Raw genomic sequence first — 19,436 nt, forward strand, 5'->3', positions numbered from 1 at the left:
GCCGTGGTGACCTTATCAGCATCACTTCCCAACACTTTTTGAACTGCCCCAACCCATTATTTTCTGATTGCCGGGTCAGTTCTTCATTCCTTGCTGTCAATATCATAACAAGATACATTAGTTGTGAAACTAATATCGTCATTGCTCTCAGCGTTTAATATAGTCAATCGATTTCAAGCCACATCGGGCGCGGGATCAATAAATCATCAAATATCATTATACAATCGACTTCTGTTAATAAATGACCCAAAACATAAAAAGGTAATTTATGAATATTCTAAAGAAGATTCATTATTTTTGGACCGGAAATAACATACCAGAAAATGATTTAAGAAATATCATGACGATGAAACATGAAAACCCTGGGTTTGAGGTAAACATTTGGAGCAAGAACGGAGATAATACACTTATTCTAAACACATTAAGATCACTCACCTTTAAATTTAAACAACAGAATGTTAATATTGGTGAGATTATGATAAATGAAAATTTATTTAACTATCGGAATATTGAAGAGGCTTTCACCCGATTAATCCAAAGAACCAACATCATTTATCAATCCCGAATAAAATATTATAAACAAAATAACAATTACAATAGAAACATAGAGTTTAATTGTTTTAAGCAAAATATAAAACGTTATGGCGACTATTCTGAATTAATAAATTACTTACACCATGTCTATCATCTCCATTTACACGGAGACCATCATAATTATGCTGCGGCGAGTGACATTGCCCGACTCGTTATTTTATATCTTGAAGGGGGAATTTATCTTGATGCCGATGTTCAACTCACTGACTCTCATATGAAATATAGAAAATCAGAAGTTTTTGATAAATTTATCTATAGTCAGGAAGGAGAACCACTTAGAAAGGATATTAACGGCAAAACCGCCAGATTTGAAAAAGCAGATTTCCCGCCAGGCTTGGGTTTTGGTGACACTTCTGGCCGAGGCTGGAGAAAGGTCAGTGAGGAAGAAAAATGGAATACAATAAGAAAGGAAAACATTTCTGATGATCATAAAATAGGTTCTTACACCAGTACTATTCTGGGAAACCGGTTCGGAAATGCCATTATTTCCGCCCCTCAATATTCAACAACCATTTTCAATATTTTGTTGAAAATGGCGACAGAAATGAAAAGAAAACACTTAAAACTGCAAATAGATCAAACCCAAAAAGCAGACAAAATCAATGCAATAAAATATCCCCTCCAGCCTTATCAGGACAATTTGCGAATTGATAAGGCTTTAAAATATCATAAAGCCGGAAAAATCTCTCTGGATAAGAGATGCAGTATGCTGGACCCTATATGGAGAACCGGCATTGATGCATCCCGCCCCACAAACGAAAATACGCCGACAGATATCAGACATCGTCGCATTGATAAAACGGTAGAAATGACTGGGCCTGCTGTTTACGCTCGTTTTTTGAACTTACACAATGATAATTATCTTTCTGAAGATCATCAAATCAAAGGTAGAAGAAGTCTGTTATTTAAAGAAACTGATGCCGGAGGCGTTTGGGCGGCGGTAAATATTCATAAAAAGAAAAAGTAAGATTAAGGCGGTTTTCATGATTAAGCATAACTCAGTCCATTTGGTGGTTTGTCGCGATTGACCCGATCGCAAAAAGCGGACTGAGTTCCTTTTAAGTGATCGACTATTCTGAATTTTTCTTTAGATAATTTTACTCGTATAATTTAACGACAATGTATCCGAAAAAGCCCCGCCAAGTGAACTTATGCATCATGCTTGTAACTGAAGTTGAGTTGGAAACCGCAAGCTTTTGCATAACCGAGTAACGTACTCAGAGTCGGATTACTTTTCCCTTTTTCTAATCGAGAAATATTACTCTCTTTGGTGCCCATGCGTTCTGCCACTTGCTGCTGGGTTAAACCAGCTTCTTTACGCATACTCAGCAGAGTACTGATCAGTTCAAACTCAGGTTCCAGTTCATCATAAGCTTGTTTGACCTCTGGGTTTTGTAATGCTTTAGTTTTTAGGGCGTGTAATCTGCTCATTTTTCACCTGTCTCATGCGATCTTTGGCCAGATCCAGATCTTTCCTAGGGGTTTTGGCACTTTTTTTAACAAAAGTATGAAGAATGTAAATATTAGGACCATCAAGGTAACAAAACAAACCACGACCTATTCCTTCTTTGGCTTTTGCTCGTATTTCAAACAACCCATCTCCCATAAATTTAGTGTGTGGAGGGCCAAGGTTAGCGCCATGCTTTTCCATTAGTTCGAGCAACCTTAGCATCTTTGCCTGAATTTTAGGCGGCATATTAAGTATGCTTTCTTCTACCCCTTGGTAAAAATCGATATTCCAGTTCATCTCTACCTTTTTTACTTATCATATATGATACATTGCTGAGGATCAATATTGTTTTATTAAACATGGGTAACTTGATTTGTTATATATTGAATATTTACAGAAAAAATTCAATAAATCAGTCAGATTATGGTGATTTAATAAAAATTTTTCCTAAAAGGTTGACTTCATTTATGGAAAATTCTTAGCAAAGTTCATTTTATAGATAAATATGCTATCTTTATCAAAGAAAAAATAGTGGTATAAAATGATATTAATTCCAAAGAAAAAAATAGCTAAAGGATAATTCAATCATAAAGCCAATCTCTTAACGAAAAACTTTACATTTATTATTCATTTTCCATATTCATTCCGCCCCGTCATTCAGCAAATTAATTCCCATCTTAAATACAGTGATGCATTTTCTGCATACTGCATCTTTTATTTGCATTTCATCGAAAGTTAAAAAAATGTAAATATCCGATCACATTACAATCAGGAAACAAAAAAATAAGAGAGTCACCATGAACAAGCAAAAACTCATGCAGCAAATTATTATCGCCATTCTGCTTGGAATTATTACCGGTTGGGGCTTTCATCATTATCTTGATGCCAACCAGACAAAAGAAGTCGCCTCCTACATCAACATCATCACCGATATATTTCTGCGTCTGATAAAAATGATCATCGCGCCACTCGTCTTTGCCACGATTGTGAGTGGATTAATATCAATCGGAGGCTCCTCTTCCGTAGGACGCATTACTATCAAAGCGATGGTATGGTTTATTGTCGCGGGGTTAGTCTCACTTGGCATTGGTATGCTGATGGCCAACATATTCCAGCCCGGCGTTGGGCTTAATGTGACCATTATGCAGCAGGAAGAGGTCAATACTGGCCTCAATACCAGTGGGTTCTCGCTGAAAAACTTTATCAGCCATATTTTCCCAAGTAGCTTCGCTTCAGCGATGGCCAATAATGAAATCTTGCAGATCCTGATTTTCTCTCTATTTTTTGGTGCTGCGCTTTCCTATATTTGTCACAGTCGCCAGAAGAAAAGCCCCATCGTGACCTTGATTGAAGATCTGGGGCGCATCATGTTTCGTATCACAGACTATGTGATGTCATTTGCGCCGATTGCGGTGTTTGCTGCCATTGCCTCCGCCGTTACCGTACAAGGTCTGGGTCTGCTTTATGATTACGGCAAACTGATTGGACTCTTTTACCTTAGCCTATTTTTACTTTGGGCAATTCTGTCAGCCGTCGGGTTCTTTTTCCTTGGCAAGGGCATGTTTTCACTGATGAAACTGATTCGGGAACCCGTCACATTGGCCTTTGCCACCGCGAGCAGTGAATCCGCTTATCCCAAGACCATGAATGCACTGAATCGCTTTGGCGTACCGAAAAAAATCTCCAGTTTCGTATTACCCTTGGGCTACTCCTTTAACCTCGATGGTTCGATGATGTACCAATCCTTTGCGGTACTCTTCATTGCGCAGGCTTACAACATCGACCTGAGCGTCACAGAACAGATCATGATTATGTTGACGCTGATGATCACCAGCAAAGGCATGGCAGGGGTTGCGCGAGCTTCGGTGGTGGTCGTTGCAGCGACATTGCCGATGTTCAGCCTGCCAGAAGCGGGGATTTTGCTCATCCTCGCCATTGATCAATTCCTTGATATGGGACGCACCGCAACTAACGTCGTGGGCAACAGCATTTCTACCGCCGTGATTGCTAAATTGGAAGAAAAACAGGGCAATGACGAACAGGAAGCGCAGCAAAATGCAATAGCGCGCCAAGAAGCGTGAGCAAACTTGCTGTACTCCATCAGTGATTACAGCAAGTTATGTTAATTTGGTAGCAGATTGGTGGTCAGATAGCTGTCCACCTTTTGCGCATATATTGCCAAAAACGCTCTGAGGACGGATTAAGGCGGGCATAAGTTCGATAAATAAAAACGCCCATTTTTATTGCCGTCTGCCCAGGTTCCAGAGAGCACAATTTCTGCTCCTTAAGTTCCTCACGGATTAAATAATCAGGCAACCAACCGACACCATGACCATCCAGCACCATACGTTTCAGTAATTCACTCATGGATGAAAGACAAAAATAAGTGAACCTATCCCTGAAATCTTTTTCCAGCAACTGATTCACCTGACGCCCCATATAACTTTCATCGGTGTATTTCATCAACGGTAAAGGCGCATTTTCCAGCCGATATAACGGCTTTCCATCAGCGTTACAGCCAGAGACAAGGTATAACCTCGCGTCCAATACGTTATGATGAAGGAACGGTGACGTCATCAACTCTTCATTAAAGAAAGACAGAATAAAATCACTTTTGCCATTTTTGAGGTTATTAACCGCTTCATCAACATTAATGGATTCAATATTAAAAACCTTATCCTGACTCTCCGAAAAGCCAGAAATTAACTCAGGCAGTAGCGAAATAGAAAGTGAATGGGCTGCGGCGATATTAATTCGATATTTAGATATTTCCCCACCTTGTATTTTACCGATTTGATGTTCGATATCACCCAGAAGATTTCTGACATAAATAATAAAATCCCTTCCTTGCAACGAAAGTTTTAATGGATTCGAGTTACGATTAACTATTTCAAACCCGACAGCATTCTCAAGCGCCTGAATCCTTCGACTAAAAGACGATTGGGATATATTCCTCCGTTCTGCGGCAAGCGTAAAACTTCGTAACTCTTCCAACATTACCGCATCATATAACCACTTTAGCTCAATATTATGAAACATAGATCCACCCTATAAAATAACGCTTTTCTATTTCAATAAGTGAAATGCCTTATGCAAATTCAACATAGCACATGGAAATATTGCAATTACGAATTGTAATGACTATGCCATCATAACGATTATTTATGGAGAGGCATATGAAAAAAATAATTGGCATACTGGGTGGAATGGGTCCCGCTGCAACGGTGGATGCAATGGATAAGATCGTTAAAAATACGCCAGCAAATCGTGATCAGCAACATATTCCGGTTATTGCTGTTTCTTTTCCTGATATACCGGATAGGACAACGAGTATTGTTTCTGGTGGAGAATCACCGTTAAACCAAATGTTGGCTGCATTGAAAATACTGGAAGCCGCAGGTGCTCAGTGTATTATCATGCCCTGTAATACCGCCCATTATTGGTATGATGAATTAAAATCATCAACTAAAACGAATTTCCTAAATATGATTGACATTACTTGCCATAAAATTATCAGTGAGGGAATTAATAACGTTGCTATTCTTGCAACAACCGGGACAATAAAGGCAGGGCTTTATCAAGCCAAGTTGGAGAAAGAGAATATCCATTGTGTGGTTCCTGATGACACTCAACAACATTATATTATGGAGAGTATTTTGGCTTATAAAAGTGGGGATGAAGAAAGAGCATATCGATTAATAAAATCGGTTATTGATCAGCTTAACCATGCTGGAGTTGCAAAGTTTATTATGGGGTGCACTGAAATACCGGTGATTCTTAGGAGGGAAGATAATCGGGATAGGTATATTGATGCTACGGAGGAATTGGTTAAGTGTGCGGTGGAATGGTGTTGTTTGGATTTAAATTGTATTTAATAAAGTTAATATAAGGGGCTGTCCTAGATAACAATTATATTTTCCCATTAACTATTTGTTTTAAAGCATGTAATTGTTCTTTTACACTCGGTGTGTTAAACCTCCACTCACACTCCTTGAAAAAGAGTTCAAAATGTTCCTATGGTATGCCATTAAATTTACGCATATGACGTTTGGCTTGGTTCCAAAAATTCTCTATCCCATTGATAGGGTTTTGACTATTTTTAGCGTCTACAAATTCCGTGCTATGGTTGATTCGAAAGTGTTTAAAATCGGACACGTCCAGCACATCATAACTGGCAAAATTGTCTGTATAGACCAAGCTGTCAGGCTTAATTTTCGCTGTGATTATCGGCATCAAGGTATCAGATTTAGCGTTAGGTATGAGGCGAGTGTAGACCTTACCACCTCGCTTGAGAAGCCCGAAAACAGGGACTTTTCCGGCTGAACCTCGCCCACATTTTCCCTTACGTTTCCCCCCAAATAACTTTCGTCTATCTCGATTTCACCTTCAAACATGGAGTGTTCATCGACATAATCAGCGATAAGGACTCTGAGGCGGTGAAAATAGTAAGCTGAAGTCGTTTTGTTGACACCCACTAATTCTGCCGCAGTGCGAGCTGTAGCCCCTGCCACAAAGAGCTCCTGAAGACGTTTTTACTTGTATTGGCTAATCCGACTTTTTCTCATTTGGCTATCCTAGATCAAATTACTTATCTAGGACAGCCCCAATTAGAATAGTGTGTTTTGAACGCGGGTTAATAATAGTTTGTCTCACATCCTTTCTATAAAAAAAGGGTGTGAGAAAATAGGAATTATTAATCGGAAGATAAAGATCTTATTCTATCTGTTTGTGATAGTTCTTTGATAACCTCTTCTAATTCCTTGCTAAAATCTGTTTCTACAGCAATTGAAGTTATGGCTCCAATAAGTTCATTATAGAAGTTTTTATCACCAGTTAAACGGTACCAAAAATCTTGACCTATAATGACAGGATAATCATACTGCTCTGAGATACGTTTGTAGTGGCCACTAAGTTCACTATCTTGACCATATAATACACCAACTATCATATCATCGCGTGGGATACGCAAATTATTTGTTCGAGCCAGGTTAATTACACCTTTAAAATGACCAGCAATGGATTCAACATCATCTTTATTGATAGTATTGGGGCCAGCCTTGATTTGGCAATACTTCTTATTACCATCAAGTTGATCTATAAATTCAATGTCAATTCCTGATGTTGTACTCCCGAATGATTCTTTTAAAATGCTTATAAAATTTTGCATATGAGTACCAAATGAAGTGGTAATGGAAGTACTTAGTACCCTTGGCAAAATTAGCGTCTTTGCGATACTTTCAGGGGTTGCATTTCCTGTCAGATATTTGGCTAAGTAAACAGTCAGAAAGGGATTTATGTTGAATTCTTTGGGGTCAACGAGCTTTAGTGTGTTTTTTCTATGGTTTTTCGCAATAGATTCTGAAAACCATTCTTTCGCTTTTGTGAGAATTTCTTCTTTATTTTTCATGAAAATATCTTATAAATTAGCTGGTTAGTTTTTTATCGTTTTCTGAATGAGAATGCAGTGAATCGGAAGTATACACTCATTGTATACCCATATTGTAGCTTATTATTACTTAAATACATCGATTGTGTGATATGTATCTTCTAAATCACAGCATTGTTGACAATACCCACTCGCTTTCGCTACAAGGCTACCATGTTCCAAAGGGGAGCCAGCTATCAACTTTGCACGTTACAATTTTTTGTATATTAATACAGAAAGAGTATCCTTGGATGATACATTATCTATAAGATAGCTTATACTGAATTTATTTACATATGTTAGTTGATTTATATAATAAATAAAACCATCCATGGATATTAGTTTTTGAAATATAATTTTTTTAGGAAGAGTTATGAGAAGAGCCAATGACCCAGAACTTCGTAGTAAAATTATGAGATCAATTAAAAGTAGTGGAACATCTATAGAGAAGGAAATTGAGAAACTTATTGATAATTTAGGAATTAATTATAGAAAGCAAGAAAAAATATTGTTTGGAAAACCCGATTTTATTATAGACGAATATCAAGCTATATTATTTGTCAACGGTTGTTTTTGGCATGGACATGAATGCCATATATTTAAAGTCCCTAAAACTAGAACTGAATTTTGGTTAAAAAAGATAAATAAAAATATTTATAGAGATTATATTTTTATTAACTCATTATTGAATGAAGGTTGGAGGGTGTTGATAATATGGGAATGTTCTTTACGTGGAAGATATAAATTACCTCGTTTGGAATTATCTAGACGAATTGAAGAATGGTTGTGTGAAGGAAATACATGTGCGGAGATAAATTTTAAAGGAATTTATGAAATTTCTTTTTAAGAAAAATATCCCACTAAAAACTTCTATATTTTTCAAGGAAATATATTACAAATGGTTTCTTTTATAACCTGACAGCTGCCAGTTACTTATGAAGAAACTGTCAAGTTAAATTTAATTTATTAAAAAATCTTTTAGAACCTAATTTTCTATATCATTCATTAGTCTAACTAAAGCTCGGCCTAATGCTGCAGCCATATTAATAGGTACAGCATTACCAATTTGTTTATAAATGGCTGTCAGTGGACCTTGAAATATCCACTCATCAGGGAATGTTTGAATGCGGGCATATTCTCTAATTTGGAGAGGTCGAGTTTCGGTTGGATGGCAACGTTCAGTTTGTTTTTGTGCTGGAGATGTTGTCAATGTCAAGCTGGGTTCATCTAAAGACAGCCGACGAGCCATACCTGTTTTCCCCCCACCCAATAAGTAGCTCTTTTTCATGTACTCACGTTGTAATTCATCAGGCAAGTCTCTCCAGTAGCCTCCCTGTGGAACTACAGACATTATTTCACGCTTACGTTTTGGGTAAACTTGCCCTAACGATTCAGGTACATCTTTTCTATATAACTCACCAGAAAAAAATGCATCTTTTAATGTCATTACCCGTTTATACGGAGATGGCCAGTGGAATTTGCCTTTTGAGGCCACATCCTTACGTATTCCAATTAATATCAGTCGCTCACGCTTTTGAGGTACTTTGTAGAAAATCGCTTTTAGCACCCTAGGTTCTACAAGTTCATAACCTAGTTCATCGATTACACTTTTGATAACAGAAAGCGTATTACCATCGCCATGAGTTAATAATGCGCGAACATTTTCGGCTAAAAAAACTTTAGGTTGTAGTTCCTTGATTGCTCTAGCCATTTCAAAGAAAAGGGTTCCACGTGTATCCTCAAAACCTAAACTCTTTCCAGCATAAGAAAATGCTTGGCAAGGGAATCCTCCGGTTAATATATCCACTGTTTCTTTTATCTGACTAAAATTTATTTTTCCGATATCACCTTCAACAACATTCCAACTAGGGCGATTGTATCTTAGTGTTGCACATGCGTGTTTATCTAATTCATTAAGAAAAATACTTTTTAAACCAGCTTGTTCCATACCTAATGCTAACCCCCCACCTCCAGCAAAGAGTTCAACTAAGTTGTACTCACGATTTGGTGTGATTTTTAACTCCTCATCCCAGCTTGAATTAACAATACCTTGTATTTCTGGATGGTGTAAAACTTGAGCTTGATGGATTAAACCAGTTTTAGGGTTAAGCATAAGCTCTCCCTTTCGTACCCAAGATTCAATAGTAGTTTTAGATTGGGACAGGATGTCAGCCAATACTTCTACACTAAAATATTCATTCTGGACATCAAACATATGACGCTTCCAATAAGTTACTAATTACTGTTTAAATATACATTATTATTTCATTTAGGTCCACTATTTTATCGATTTTATATTTTTATTCTATCGATTGAATTTTTGGTTCATAATATACTTTTTAAGTCAGGAGGTTATTGTGAAGGCATTTAATTGATCTTATTATACTCATAATTATAAGAAACAAGGTGAAGGAAATTTTTTACATTAACCTAAACCTTGCTAAAGAAATAAACTCAGCGCCTGAAGCACGATCAAATTTTTATTAAATAATAACAATACAATAGAGATCCTCAGGCGTGATTGTTTTAGAAGAATTTTACTGCTGCATTAATGATTTTTATCAAAAAATTATTCCTCTTTGGCACTATCAACCCACCAATCACCATAGACCATTTTTTTGTTTTTGACGAACGAAATCACGCAATAGTCACGCCTCAATACGGTTGAGTGTTTTAACTACCACAAAAAAATCACTTCCCAACCCCAACCGGATAAGACTCAAACAAATACCCATCAAAATCAGGGTCATCGACGTCCGATAACTCCAGCAATCGCTGTTTCACGTTTTCCAGATGCTGCCACATAGCTTGTTTCGCCGCCACCGGATCTTTTTTTATCATCGCGGCTAAAATCGCCTGATGATCATTCAACCATTCCCTGCGATAGTCGGTATTCGTGATGCGGGTATGCAATTTCCCCCACATTGGGTTATTTTCACGCCATGACCACGACTGTTTTAGTAATTCAACTAACATGCTGTTATGCGTCGCTTGTGCGATGGCTAAATGAAATTCTCTATCGCCGGATTCATCTTCACCCGATTCCAGATCATTTCTTTCTTTTTCTAATGCCCGGCGCATATTCGCAATATCGACTGGTGTAACTTGAGTTGCTGCAAATTCTGCAATATTACTTTCCAATAATTGGCGAGCCTGTAATAACTCAAAAGGTTCTGCCGCATTTTCTGCATAGGATTTGGCTACTTTCGGTAAGTTGATGATATAAATCCCCGAATGCCGACCATAACCTTGACGGACTTCAATCAGGTTCTCTAATTCCAGCATGATGACCGCTTCGCGGTACTGATCCATTGAGTCAGGGTATGATTTCACGCTGGCAGCAAGAGGGAATCAACACTTCTTTGGTATTAACCGATAACGCCCATCAATCCGGTTTGTACCTGATCCAGCTTGATGCACAAGGTGAGAGAACGTTTCTTTATTGGCGTGATAATTCGGCGGCTCGTTATCTATTGCGACATCCTGACTACCCTAAACTTTGTCAGCAATTGCAGGGTATGGACGCGTGCTACCTGGGTGGGATCAGTTTGGCGATTTTACCCAAAGGTGATCGTCAATTGTTGCTCAATGAGTTGAACAAGTTGTCTTGTACTATTTTCTTCGACAGCAATTATCGTCCGGCATTATGGGAAAACGCATCACAAGCCCGTGAGTGTTATCAGCAAATGTACGCCATCACCGATATCACCTTGATGACTGACGATGATGAAGCACGGCTGTGGGGAGAAGAGAGTTCGATTGACGAAAGTTTTCAGCACCTGAAAAAGATGGGGTCAAACAAGAGGTTATCAAAGCGGGCGCGCAGGGCTGTTTTTATCGCGACTTACTTTTCTCAGGAGAGAATTTTTTGGGTAAGAATATCTTGGATAATAATAGTCAAGCTGAAATACAGCATATTGCAGCGCAACCTGTTGCGTCAGTGATTGATACCACCGCAGCAGGTGATGCCTTTAATACCGCTTTATCGCGGGGCGATTAAACGGGAAACCCATCAACGATTCAGCGTTAATGGTGGACATCAACTGGCGAGAGTGGTGATCCAGTATAAAGGGGCTATTATTCCTAAAACAGCGACACTACATGTTACTGAGCGTTTTTATTCAGGATACTATCCGATCTCAAAAGATAACCTATAAAACAGTTTGCCTTACTGGATACCCAATAGATTTCAAGATGCAGACAACAAAGCGACAATTTGAAGTATGACAGGTATTAATGCGAATTTGATATTAATAACAGATTTATACTCATTCAAATCACGGAACTCAATTCTACAATGTCTATTTTTTTATCATTATTAGATGAGATTCGGGCTTAAGCCTGCATTCCTTGTAACTACATTCCCCTGGCTGTAATTCCTCCGCTAAAAAGCTCAATAAAGTGATTATTAATTAATCAATCATCAAAGAAAACATAACGCGAGTTGATAAAAACCCTCTGTTAAACACAAATAATCACTTAATTGTTTTTATTGAACAAAACAACCCAATATCAGACCAGAGAGAGTTTTTCTCGTTATTCATTAGTGCGAGTAGAACCCAGCTTTCGGCAGATTTTAAGTTTATTTAGTGGAAAAAATGATTTTAAGTGATATTTTTAATGAAAATATAGAGATTTGGCAATAATAATACACAAAAATGTTCAATTCTCTTTATATAAGTGAAATCAATAAAATTTTATTAAAAAACAAAACATTTTATACCAAACTGTCTAGTTTAGATTTATAATCCATATTATTACCATTAAATGGAGTTTAATTTTGGATATGTAATGCTTTTGGAACATAAATTCTAATTAATTTGATGGGCTTGATCAATATCATGTAACATTTTTTAACCATTGATACTATTTCAATGCAACAAAATGTGTGAATAACAAAAAAAATTCATATATTATAAACGCTTAAACTAAATGTTTTGTGATATGTAATGAAATTTGACTTAGGTTATATTATGTAGGATTATGTTTACAGTTTGGTATATTTTGTCCAGTTTATAACCTCAAAAAAGCCATCGATAAGAAGCCGATATGTCAATTAATATGAGATTAGTGATAAACTTATTATTATTTGCATATTTATCTTATTTTATGTCTTTAAAATCATTAAAAATCAATCAAGTAAAATATTCAATTTACATAAAAACCTATAAGGTAAAAATTAGGAGCATACGGGTTATCTCTCATGCAAGGAGAACAAAAATGCGGTTTAACCTACGGCAGCCAAGAGATGCAGAGATGACAACAGAACAGAGAAACGTAATTCGTATCATGGAAGAACACACCTTGCCTCGGTGGGGGGCTGTTTTTTACCAGACGTTAATAAAAAGGTCATGTCATTAAAAAAACAAGGCGCATGTCAGAAAACAAAACGGCGAATCAGGTGGTAACAATAGTCATACCGTGACCGGTAGTGAATCCGTCAAGGTAGGCTCTATTTTTTTGCGAGCAACTGGCAGGGCAAAAACCCAACCATTTTTAAGCTCCGGGCAATTATCCTTGGTGACGCCATAACTTACTGATTAATAAAATAAAGGATAAGATATGGAAGATGTGAACCTATTAGTCGGACAACGTATTCAGACCAAAAGGAAAGAGTTGGGTATCACGGCAACAGCGTTGGCAAAGCAAATTGGCATCAGCCAGCAACAACTCTCGCGTTACGAAAGAGGGACTAATCGAATTAACATAGCCCATCTTGTTTATATTACAAGGATATTGGCCACTCCCATTGATTGGTTCTTTCTAGATTGTTACGCCAGTGGAAAAGAAGACAGTACGGTTAATAAACTCACGGATCAATATATTCCCATTGCTGAAACAATTATAGGGAAAAATGGTTGTTAAATGGGGCAAGATAAATTTGTCAGAAGCCTGCTATGTATCTGATTCATACTAAAATTTAAGGCTTCTGACTTTTGTCAGAGGGTATCTCTACAGTGTGTATTTCACTATCATGCGTGCTTAACCATCCCAACCACATCCATAACAAATCGTTTGATCAATTTTAGTTCTTCTGCCGAATAATTTTCCAGAAGTTGCAACCACTTTGCTTCCGCTTGTTGATGCAGTTTTTCATGGGCATCAAAAATCCGCTTCCCTTCAATCGTTAGCCTGAAATAAGTCTCTTTTTGGTTATCCGCCATTTTCAACTTCTCAACGATAGAACGCTGATGAAGTTTTGCACAAATTTTTGAGATTGCACCTTTGGTCATTGCCATCGTTTGGCTAATAGCCGTGATATTTAATAAACCCGATGCCCCAATGCACTGAATCACATGTAGTTCAGACAATGAGTAATCACTGATCCCATATTCACGGAGTGTCTTTTCATCATGCCCTTGCTTAATGCTGTCCCTCAAGTTTACCCAGTGGTTATCTACCCCCACACAGACCACTTTGCTGTTGGCAAAATTTGTGGAAGAGCGGGCAACTGTGATTGGGCTTTACAATTTCATCAGGTACACCGGCATGGCAGTAGGCCCAATGGTGGGTAGTTTTTTGTTATTCAATCATCACTATGAGTGGATATTTTTAGCAGGGGCAGTGTTATTTGCCTTGTCTATTAGCATCGCCGCCATTATGACTCAACGGCATAATCAGCCATAAAGCCGTTCTAATGAGACATGGCCCAAACCGCTGCAACATTACGTGCCGTTACCCGAAGATTTTCTGCTCCTTTGGCAAGGGCTTCAGAAAGGGAGCAGGCTTCCGGTACGATGGAAAATACCGCATCCAGCCCATGTTGATGCACGACGCCATAATCCCGGCTCATTCCCCCCACTAAGGCGATGGCAGGAATACCAAATTTCTTGGCAACACGGGCAACGCCAATCGGCGTTTTACCCTGTATGGTCTGGCTGTCTATACGGCCTTCCCCGGTAATGACCAAATCCGCTCCCTGAATGACCTCTTCCAGTTTCAAAGTATTGATAACGATCTCAATACCTGATTGTAATTTTACCCCAAGGCAACCCAGCAAAGCAGCACCCATGCCTCCAGCCGCCCCTGCTCCTGCTTCATCAATCACGCTTTTGCCTGTCAGGGATTCAATCTTCATTCCATAATGACGCAATGCAGAATCCAACGCTTTAACCATCTTCGGTGTCGCCCCTTTTTGTGGGCCAAACACCGCTGATGCCCCGAATTCCCCGCATAACGGGTTATTCACGTCACAAGCCACCGTAAATTCAATTTGACGGAGGCGAGGATCAAGAGCGGTTAAGTCGATGCTTTCCAAGCGAGTTAAAGCGGCACCGCCAAATGGCAGGATACGACCATCCCCATCCAATAAGTTTGCGCCAAGTGCCTGTATCATGCCGGCACCACCATCGTTGGTCGCACTGCCTCCAATGCCCAAAATCAATTTTTGTATGCCGTGCTCCAACGCAGCCAGAATAAGCTCTCCCGTACCATAACTGGTTGTTACCAGAGGATTGCGCTGTTCCATGGGAACCAAGTGCAATCCCGAAGCCGCAGCCATTTCAATCACAGCGGTTTTTCCATCGCCCAATAAGCCAAAAAAGGCTTCAACGGGTTGCCCCAAGGGATCGGTCACTGTACAGGTGATCTGTTTTCCTCCGGTTGCCGCAACCAACGACTCTACGGTTCCTTCCCCACCATCCGCCATAGGTAACTTGATGTAATCCGCCTGTGGAAAAATTTCCCGGAATCCCTGCTCGATGGCTTGCGCGACTTGCAAAGCACTCAGGCTTTCCTTAAATGAATCAGGGGCAATGACAATTTTCATAACGAGTTCCTCTATGTTTTTATCTTTGAGATATGTCCGGTGACATATCTCGCCAGCGAAACCGAATCCGCCAAAGATGAAAGAAACTGCCATGCGGTCAATGGTCAAGTACAATTGCACCAGCATAAAAAAAGCGATAAATAAATTATCGCTTTTTATCATTAAGAGTCCGTGTATTACGCTTCAATCGCCAATCGCAATTTTTTCATTGCATTTTTTTCTAGCTGTCGGACTCGTTCAGCAGAGACACCATATTTATCTGCCAGTTCCTGCAAGGTGGTTTTGTTTTCATCATCCAGCCAACGCGCCCGAATGATGTCCTGGCTACGCTCATCCAGCCCTTCCATCGCCACAGAAAGTTTATCCGCAGCGTGGTTGTCCCAGTTATCTTCCTCAATGCCATCGGCAAAGTCAGAGGCTTTGTCTTGCAAATACAACACGGGAGCCACGGGTTGGCTATCATGATTGTCATCATCAGAAGACATATCAAATGCCATATCCTGCGCTGACATACGGGATTCCATCTCTCGGACGTCTTTGCTGGTCACACCCAGTTCTTTGGCGACCAGCTCGACTTCATCCTGATTGAACCATCCCAGACGTTGTTTAGCCTTGCGCAAATTAAAGAACAGCTTGCGCTGGGCTTTTGTCGTCGCGACTTTCACAATACGCCAATTACGCAATACATATTCGTGGATTTCTGCCTTAATCCAGTGAACCGCAAAGGAGACCAAACGCACGCCCACTTCTGGATTAAACCGACGAACCGCTTTCATCAGGCCAATATTACCTTCCTGAATTAAATCCGCCTGTGGCAGACCATAACCGGCATAGCTGCGAGCAACATGAACAACGAAGCGCAGGTGAGAAAGAATCAGCTTTTTCGCTGCATCCAGATCTCCCTGGTAATGCAGCCTTTCTGCCAGTTCCTTCTCTTCTTCTGCCGAGAGCATAGGATAAGCATTGGAGGCACGGATGTATCCTTCCAAACTACCTTGTGGAACTAATGCCAAAGTTTGCATTTCTTTTGTCATTCAAATTCTCTCAAAATCAGATCCAAATTGATGGTCTTTGAAGTTTGCCTGAATCGACCCATACGGTTTCTTCAAGCCAAAGAGGCGTCTATTTTACCATCGTTAAAATCATATTCAAATCGCCTCGATTGTATGAATAGCAATACAAATCTATAACTGTGATTTCGACAGCGATTCAGCGCAAAAGTTCGCTGAAAAACCGGGCACTCTCTTTATTCTGGCCTAAAACGACGCAAATGCTGAATTGTCGCAAACCACGCAGCAATCCAACCGATCATACCTGAAATGAGGACCAACAAGAGTGATTCATCCCATCCCAATCCATGCAGTTTAAAATTCGTCCCAAAAACACTCGCGACTTCCGTGACGACATTGGCCAGTTTCCACACCAGCAGGGAGGAGAGAATTAACGAAAAAATCGCACCCAGAATCCCCAGCAAAGCGCCTCCATTCAGGAAAGGACGCAGAATAAAGCCATCCGTCGCCCCAATCAGTTTCATCACGTTAATCGTCTCACGGCGGCTGAATATGCTCAACCGGACACTATTACCAATGACCAAAAGCAACGCAACGACCATCAAGATCCCTATCACGGCAGCAATCCGGCCAATCAGGACGGTTAAAGCCGTCAAGCGGGAAAACCAGCTATCATCCATTCTGACTTCTTCAATGCCTGTAATTTGAGACACTTGATCACGCAATGTCGTTAATGGCTGTGAGTCCTGGAAATTCAGTTGGGGAGAAACAATGGCAACCGCTGGCAACGGGTTTTCTTCCAACAGATCCAAGGCACTGGCAAATCCCGACCATGCCCGAAATTCATTTACCGCTTCTTCACGGGAGAGATAGTTGACCGATTTCACGCCTTCCAGACCTTTCAACTGATCGATCACCTGCCTGACACTGTTGTCATTCAGTGATTTATCCAAATAGACCGTAAGCTGTGGGACGGGATACCACTGTACCGCCGCCTGATTGACGTTTTTCCAAACGATATAAAACACGCTCGGCAAGGTCAGGGAAATGGCGATGACCATAATGGTCAGTAAGGTTGCCAGTGGCTGGCGCAGCATATCTGACAGGGTGCTTTTCCATGCGTAACGCCACTGGACGCGCCATCCCCCTTTCAAGGATTTGGCTTTAGATTTTTGGGGCGGCACTTTCTTTGTCGGATGACGGACATTCTTAGCCATGATGTCCTCCTTGCATACGTCCCTGATTCAGGGTCAGGATGCGGTAATTTCTTCGTTCAATGAGGGTAACATCATGGGTAGCCATAAGAACGGTCACCCCAACTCGGTTAAATTCTTCAAACAAGCGCATGATCCCCTCAGATAACTCGCCATCCAGATTTCCCGTCGGTTCATCCGCCAGCAGGACGGTTGGCTTGTTCACCACAGCGCGGGCGATGCCAACGCGCTGTTGTTCCCCGCCGGAAAGTTGAATGGGGAAACTCTTCGCTTTGTCCAGTAAGCCGACCTTATCCAGCGCCGCAGATACCCGTCGGCGAATATCTTCAGCACTGGCTCCTGAGATGATCAGCGGCATGGCAACGTTCTCATACACCGTGCGATCCAGCAGCAGGTGATGATCCTGAAAGATCATGCCGATCTGACGCCGCAGAAAAGGCGTCTCCCTGAGTTTTAATCGGCTGATGTCATGGCCGGCAAAACAGATATGACCCGCGCTGGGACGTTCAATACCACAGATAAGTTTCAAAAGCGTACTTTTACCCGCCCCTGAATGACCGGTTAAAAATGCCATTTCTCCCGGAAGGAGGTGAAAATCCACCCCTTGCAGCGCCTGCCGCCCTCCCAGATAGGCTTTGCTGACCTGTTCAAAGCGAATCATTGATAGTTAATCCTCTCGGGCAAAAAGAGCCTCAATAAAATCATCTGCCTTAAATGGACGGAGATCTTCAATGCCTTCCCCTACACCAATGTAGCGGATTGGGATCTCAAATTGGTCGGCAATGGCGAAGATAACACCCCCTTTCGCAGTACCATCCAGCTTGGTCAGTGAAATACCCGTCAATCCCACAGCTTCATGGAATAGTTTAGCCTGAATTACTGCATTTTGGCCTGTGCTGGCATCCAGTGTCAGCATAATTTCATGAGGTGCATCCTCGTCCAGTTTTTTCATGACCCGAACGATTTTTTTCAGCTCTTCCATCAAATGAGATTTGTTCTGCAAGCGCCCGGCGGTATCCGCAATCAGGATATCAACACCTTTGGCCTTGGCTGACTGAATGGCATCAAAAATCACTGAGGCGGGATCTGCCCCCGTATGTTGGGCAACCACCGGGATTTTGTTGCGTTCGCCCCAAACTTGTAACTGCTCCACGGCTGCCGCACGGAAAGTATCCCCTGCCGCCAACATAACTGATTTACCCTGAGACTGGTATTGGCGCGCTAATTTACCAATAGTGGTCGTTTTACCGACACCATTCACCCCTACCATCAGGATGACGTAAGGAGATTTACCTTCAATTTCCAGCGGCTTATCCACTTTCACCAGAATATCTGACATCTCTTCTTTCAATTTAGCGTAAAGCGCTTCCGCATCTTTCAATTCTTTGCGGCTGGCGTGAGCTGTCAGGCTGGTAATGATCTTACGGGTCGTTTCGACGCCTACGTCCGCAATCAGTAACTGTTCTTCCAGCTCTTCAAAAAGATCATCATCAATTTTCTTGCCACGGAATAAACCCAAGAAGCCGGAACCAAGATTCTGGCGGGTTTTAACCAGACTACGTTTCAAGCGGGAAAAGAATCCCTCTTTGGTTGGGCGCTCTTGCTCCTTAGGTAATGTGGCTTGTTGTTCTGCTGCTTCTGCTGCGGCGCGACGGGCGGCTTCTTCGGCCAGACGTTGTTGTTCTGCTGCTGCTTCTGCTGCACGGCGGGCGGCTTCTTCGACCAGACGTTGTTGTTCTGCTTCTGCTGCGGCGCGACGGGCGGCTTCTTCGGCCAGACGTTGTTGTTCTGCCTCTGCTGCTGCGCGACGGGCGGCTTCTTCGGCCAAACGTTGTTGTTCTGCCTCTGCTGCGGCGCGACGGGCGGCTTCTTCGGCCAGACGTTGTTGTTCTGCCTCTGCTGCGGCGCGACGGGCGGCTTCTTCAGCCAGACGTTGTTGCTCTGCTTCTTCTGCGGCGCGACGGGCGGCTTCTTC

19 protein-coding genes and 2 pseudogenes are annotated in these 19,436 nt (G+C 41.0%); 8 read left to right on the top strand and 13 right to left on the bottom strand.

Annotated elements, in window-relative coordinates; all coding sequences use genetic code 11:
* Positions 1-268 precede the first annotated feature (268 nt).
* Entirely contained in the window at positions 269-1,561 is a 1,293-nt protein-coding gene (locus tag Xbed_RS10390) for a glycosyltransferase (RefSeq protein ID WP_086112856.1), read from the top strand.
* A 182-nt stretch (positions 1,562-1,743) separates the two neighbouring features.
* Here Xbed_RS10390 and Xbed_RS10395 read toward each other — a convergent pair whose 3' ends face one another.
* Together Xbed_RS10395 and Xbed_RS10400 are read right to left on the bottom strand one after the other, a co-directional pair.
* The gene (locus Xbed_RS10395; RefSeq protein WP_086112857.1) at positions 1,744-2,025 is read right to left on the bottom strand and encodes a helix-turn-helix domain-containing protein; all 282 of its coding nucleotides are present in this window, start codon (positions 2,023-2,025) and stop codon (positions 1,744-1,746) included.
* Positions 1,997-2,341 (bottom strand): type II toxin-antitoxin system RelE/ParE family toxin, encoded by a 345-nt coding sequence (locus Xbed_RS10400; RefSeq protein WP_086112858.1) that lies wholly within the window; start codon positions 2,339-2,341, stop codon positions 1,997-1,999. Before Xbed_RS10400 ends, Xbed_RS10395 begins: the two co-directional genes overlap by 29 nt.
* Positions 2,342-2,841: 500 nt before the next feature.
* On the opposite strand from Xbed_RS10400, the gene Xbed_RS10405 reads away from it, so the two are divergent.
* Positions 2,842-4,125: a dicarboxylate/amino acid:cation symporter gene (locus Xbed_RS10405; protein WP_086112859.1), complete on the top strand. Its 1,284-nt coding sequence runs from the start codon at positions 2,842-2,844 to the stop codon at positions 4,123-4,125.
* Positions 4,126-4,189: 64 nt separating this feature from the next.
* Here Xbed_RS10405 and Xbed_RS10410 read toward each other — a convergent pair whose 3' ends face one another.
* A complete protein-coding gene (locus tag Xbed_RS10410) occupies positions 4,190-5,083 on the bottom strand; it encodes a LysR substrate-binding domain-containing protein (protein ID WP_086112860.1) in 894 nt (297 codons plus the stop codon).
* Positions 5,084-5,220: 137 nt separating this feature from the next.
* Here Xbed_RS10410 and cuyB point away from each other — a divergent pair, with 137 nt between their 5' ends.
* Positions 5,221-5,919: a cysteate racemase gene (cuyB, locus tag Xbed_RS10415; RefSeq protein ID WP_086112861.1), complete on the top strand. Its 699-nt coding sequence runs from the start codon at positions 5,221-5,223 to the stop codon at positions 5,917-5,919.
* Positions 5,920-5,953: 34 nt separating this feature from the next.
* On the opposite strand, the pseudogene Xbed_RS10420 reads toward cuyB, so the two are convergent.
* Positions 5,954-6,555 (bottom strand): annotated as a pseudogene (locus tag Xbed_RS10420) (IS1595 family transposase).
* 182 nt (positions 6,556-6,737) lie between these two features.
* Positions 6,738-7,451, bottom strand: a complete 714-nt coding sequence (locus Xbed_RS10425) for a PmeII family type II restriction endonuclease (RefSeq protein WP_086112862.1) — start codon at positions 7,449-7,451, stop codon at positions 6,738-6,740.
* A 391-nt stretch (positions 7,452-7,842) separates the two neighbouring features.
* On the opposite strand from Xbed_RS10425, the gene Xbed_RS10430 reads away from it, so the two are divergent.
* Complete coding sequence (locus Xbed_RS10430; protein ID WP_086112863.1) at positions 7,843-8,316, top strand: very short patch repair endonuclease; 474 nt, start codon at positions 7,843-7,845, stop codon at positions 8,314-8,316.
* 138 nt (positions 8,317-8,454) lie between these two features.
* Here the strand turns inward: Xbed_RS10430 and Xbed_RS10435 are convergent, their stop codons facing one another.
* Positions 8,455-9,684 carry a DNA cytosine methyltransferase gene (locus Xbed_RS10435; protein WP_086112864.1) on the bottom strand — a complete coding sequence of 410 codons (1,230 nt, stop codon included), beginning with the start codon at positions 9,682-9,684 and terminating at the stop codon, positions 8,455-8,457.
* Positions 9,685-10,160: 476 nt separating this feature from the next.
* Positions 10,161-10,781, bottom strand: coding sequence for an FCD domain-containing protein (locus Xbed_RS10440; RefSeq protein WP_086112877.1), 621 nt, complete (start codon positions 10,779-10,781; stop codon positions 10,161-10,163).
* Between the two features lie 11 nt (positions 10,782-10,792).
* On the opposite strand from Xbed_RS10440, the pseudogene Xbed_RS10445 reads away from it, so the two are divergent.
* The 3 genes and pseudogenes from Xbed_RS10445 (at position 10,793) to Xbed_RS10450 (ending at position 13,334) form a co-directional block, all read left to right on the top strand.
* A pseudogene (locus tag Xbed_RS10445) lies at positions 10,793-11,469 on the top strand (sugar kinase).
* Complete coding sequence (locus tag Xbed_RS20175; RefSeq protein WP_244182466.1) at positions 11,435-11,626, top strand: hypothetical protein; 192 nt, start codon at positions 11,435-11,437, stop codon at positions 11,624-11,626. The pseudogene Xbed_RS10445 and the gene Xbed_RS20175 overlap by 35 nt, the downstream one beginning before the upstream one ends.
* A 1,405-nt stretch (positions 11,627-13,031) precedes the next feature.
* The gene (locus Xbed_RS10450) at positions 13,032-13,334 is read left to right on the top strand and encodes a helix-turn-helix domain-containing protein (protein ID WP_086112865.1); all 303 of its coding nucleotides are present in this window, start codon (positions 13,032-13,034) and stop codon (positions 13,332-13,334) included.
* A gap of 107 nt (positions 13,335-13,441) precedes the next feature.
* Here Xbed_RS10450 and Xbed_RS10455 read toward each other — a convergent pair whose 3' ends face one another.
* Positions 13,442-13,876 carry a MarR family transcriptional regulator gene (locus Xbed_RS10455; protein ID WP_244182463.1) on the bottom strand — a complete coding sequence of 145 codons (435 nt, stop codon included), beginning with the start codon at positions 13,874-13,876 and terminating at the stop codon, positions 13,442-13,444.
* On the opposite strand from Xbed_RS10455, the gene Xbed_RS20590 reads away from it, so the two are divergent.
* Positions 13,836-14,096 carry an MFS transporter gene (locus Xbed_RS20590; protein WP_339373802.1) on the top strand — a complete coding sequence of 87 codons (261 nt, stop codon included), beginning with the start codon at positions 13,836-13,838 and terminating at the stop codon, positions 14,094-14,096. The genes Xbed_RS10455 and Xbed_RS20590 overlap by 41 nt on opposite strands.
* 7 nt (positions 14,097-14,103) lie before the next feature.
* Here the strand turns inward: Xbed_RS20590 and Xbed_RS10465 are convergent, their stop codons facing one another.
* The 5 genes from Xbed_RS10465 to ftsY all read right to left on the bottom strand — a co-directional run.
* Positions 14,104-15,237, bottom strand: a complete 1,134-nt coding sequence (locus Xbed_RS10465) for a glycerate kinase (RefSeq protein WP_086112878.1) — start codon at positions 15,235-15,237, stop codon at positions 14,104-14,106.
* A 176-nt stretch (positions 15,238-15,413) separates the two neighbouring features.
* Positions 15,414-16,271 carry an RNA polymerase sigma factor RpoH gene (gene rpoH, locus Xbed_RS10470; protein WP_086112868.1) on the bottom strand — a complete coding sequence of 286 codons (858 nt, stop codon included), beginning with the start codon at positions 16,269-16,271 and terminating at the stop codon, positions 15,414-15,416.
* A gap of 212 nt (positions 16,272-16,483) precedes the next feature.
* On the bottom strand, positions 16,484-17,464 hold the full coding sequence (gene ftsX, locus Xbed_RS10475) for a permease-like cell division protein FtsX (protein ID WP_086112869.1): 981 nt from the start codon (positions 17,462-17,464) through the stop codon (positions 16,484-16,486).
* Entirely contained in the window at positions 17,457-18,122 is a 666-nt protein-coding gene (ftsE, locus tag Xbed_RS10480; RefSeq protein WP_086112870.1) for a cell division ATP-binding protein FtsE, read from the bottom strand. Before ftsE ends, ftsX begins: the two co-directional genes overlap by 8 nt.
* Before the next feature lie 6 nt (positions 18,123-18,128).
* On the bottom strand, positions 18,129-19,436 hold a 1,308-nt coding region (ftsY, locus tag Xbed_RS10485), incomplete at its 5' end, for a signal recognition particle-docking protein FtsY (protein WP_086112871.1).

The sequence above is a fragment of the Xenorhabdus beddingii genome (genome assembly GCF_002127545.1).
GTDB lineage: Bacteria > Pseudomonadota > Gammaproteobacteria > Enterobacterales > Enterobacteriaceae > Xenorhabdus > Xenorhabdus beddingii.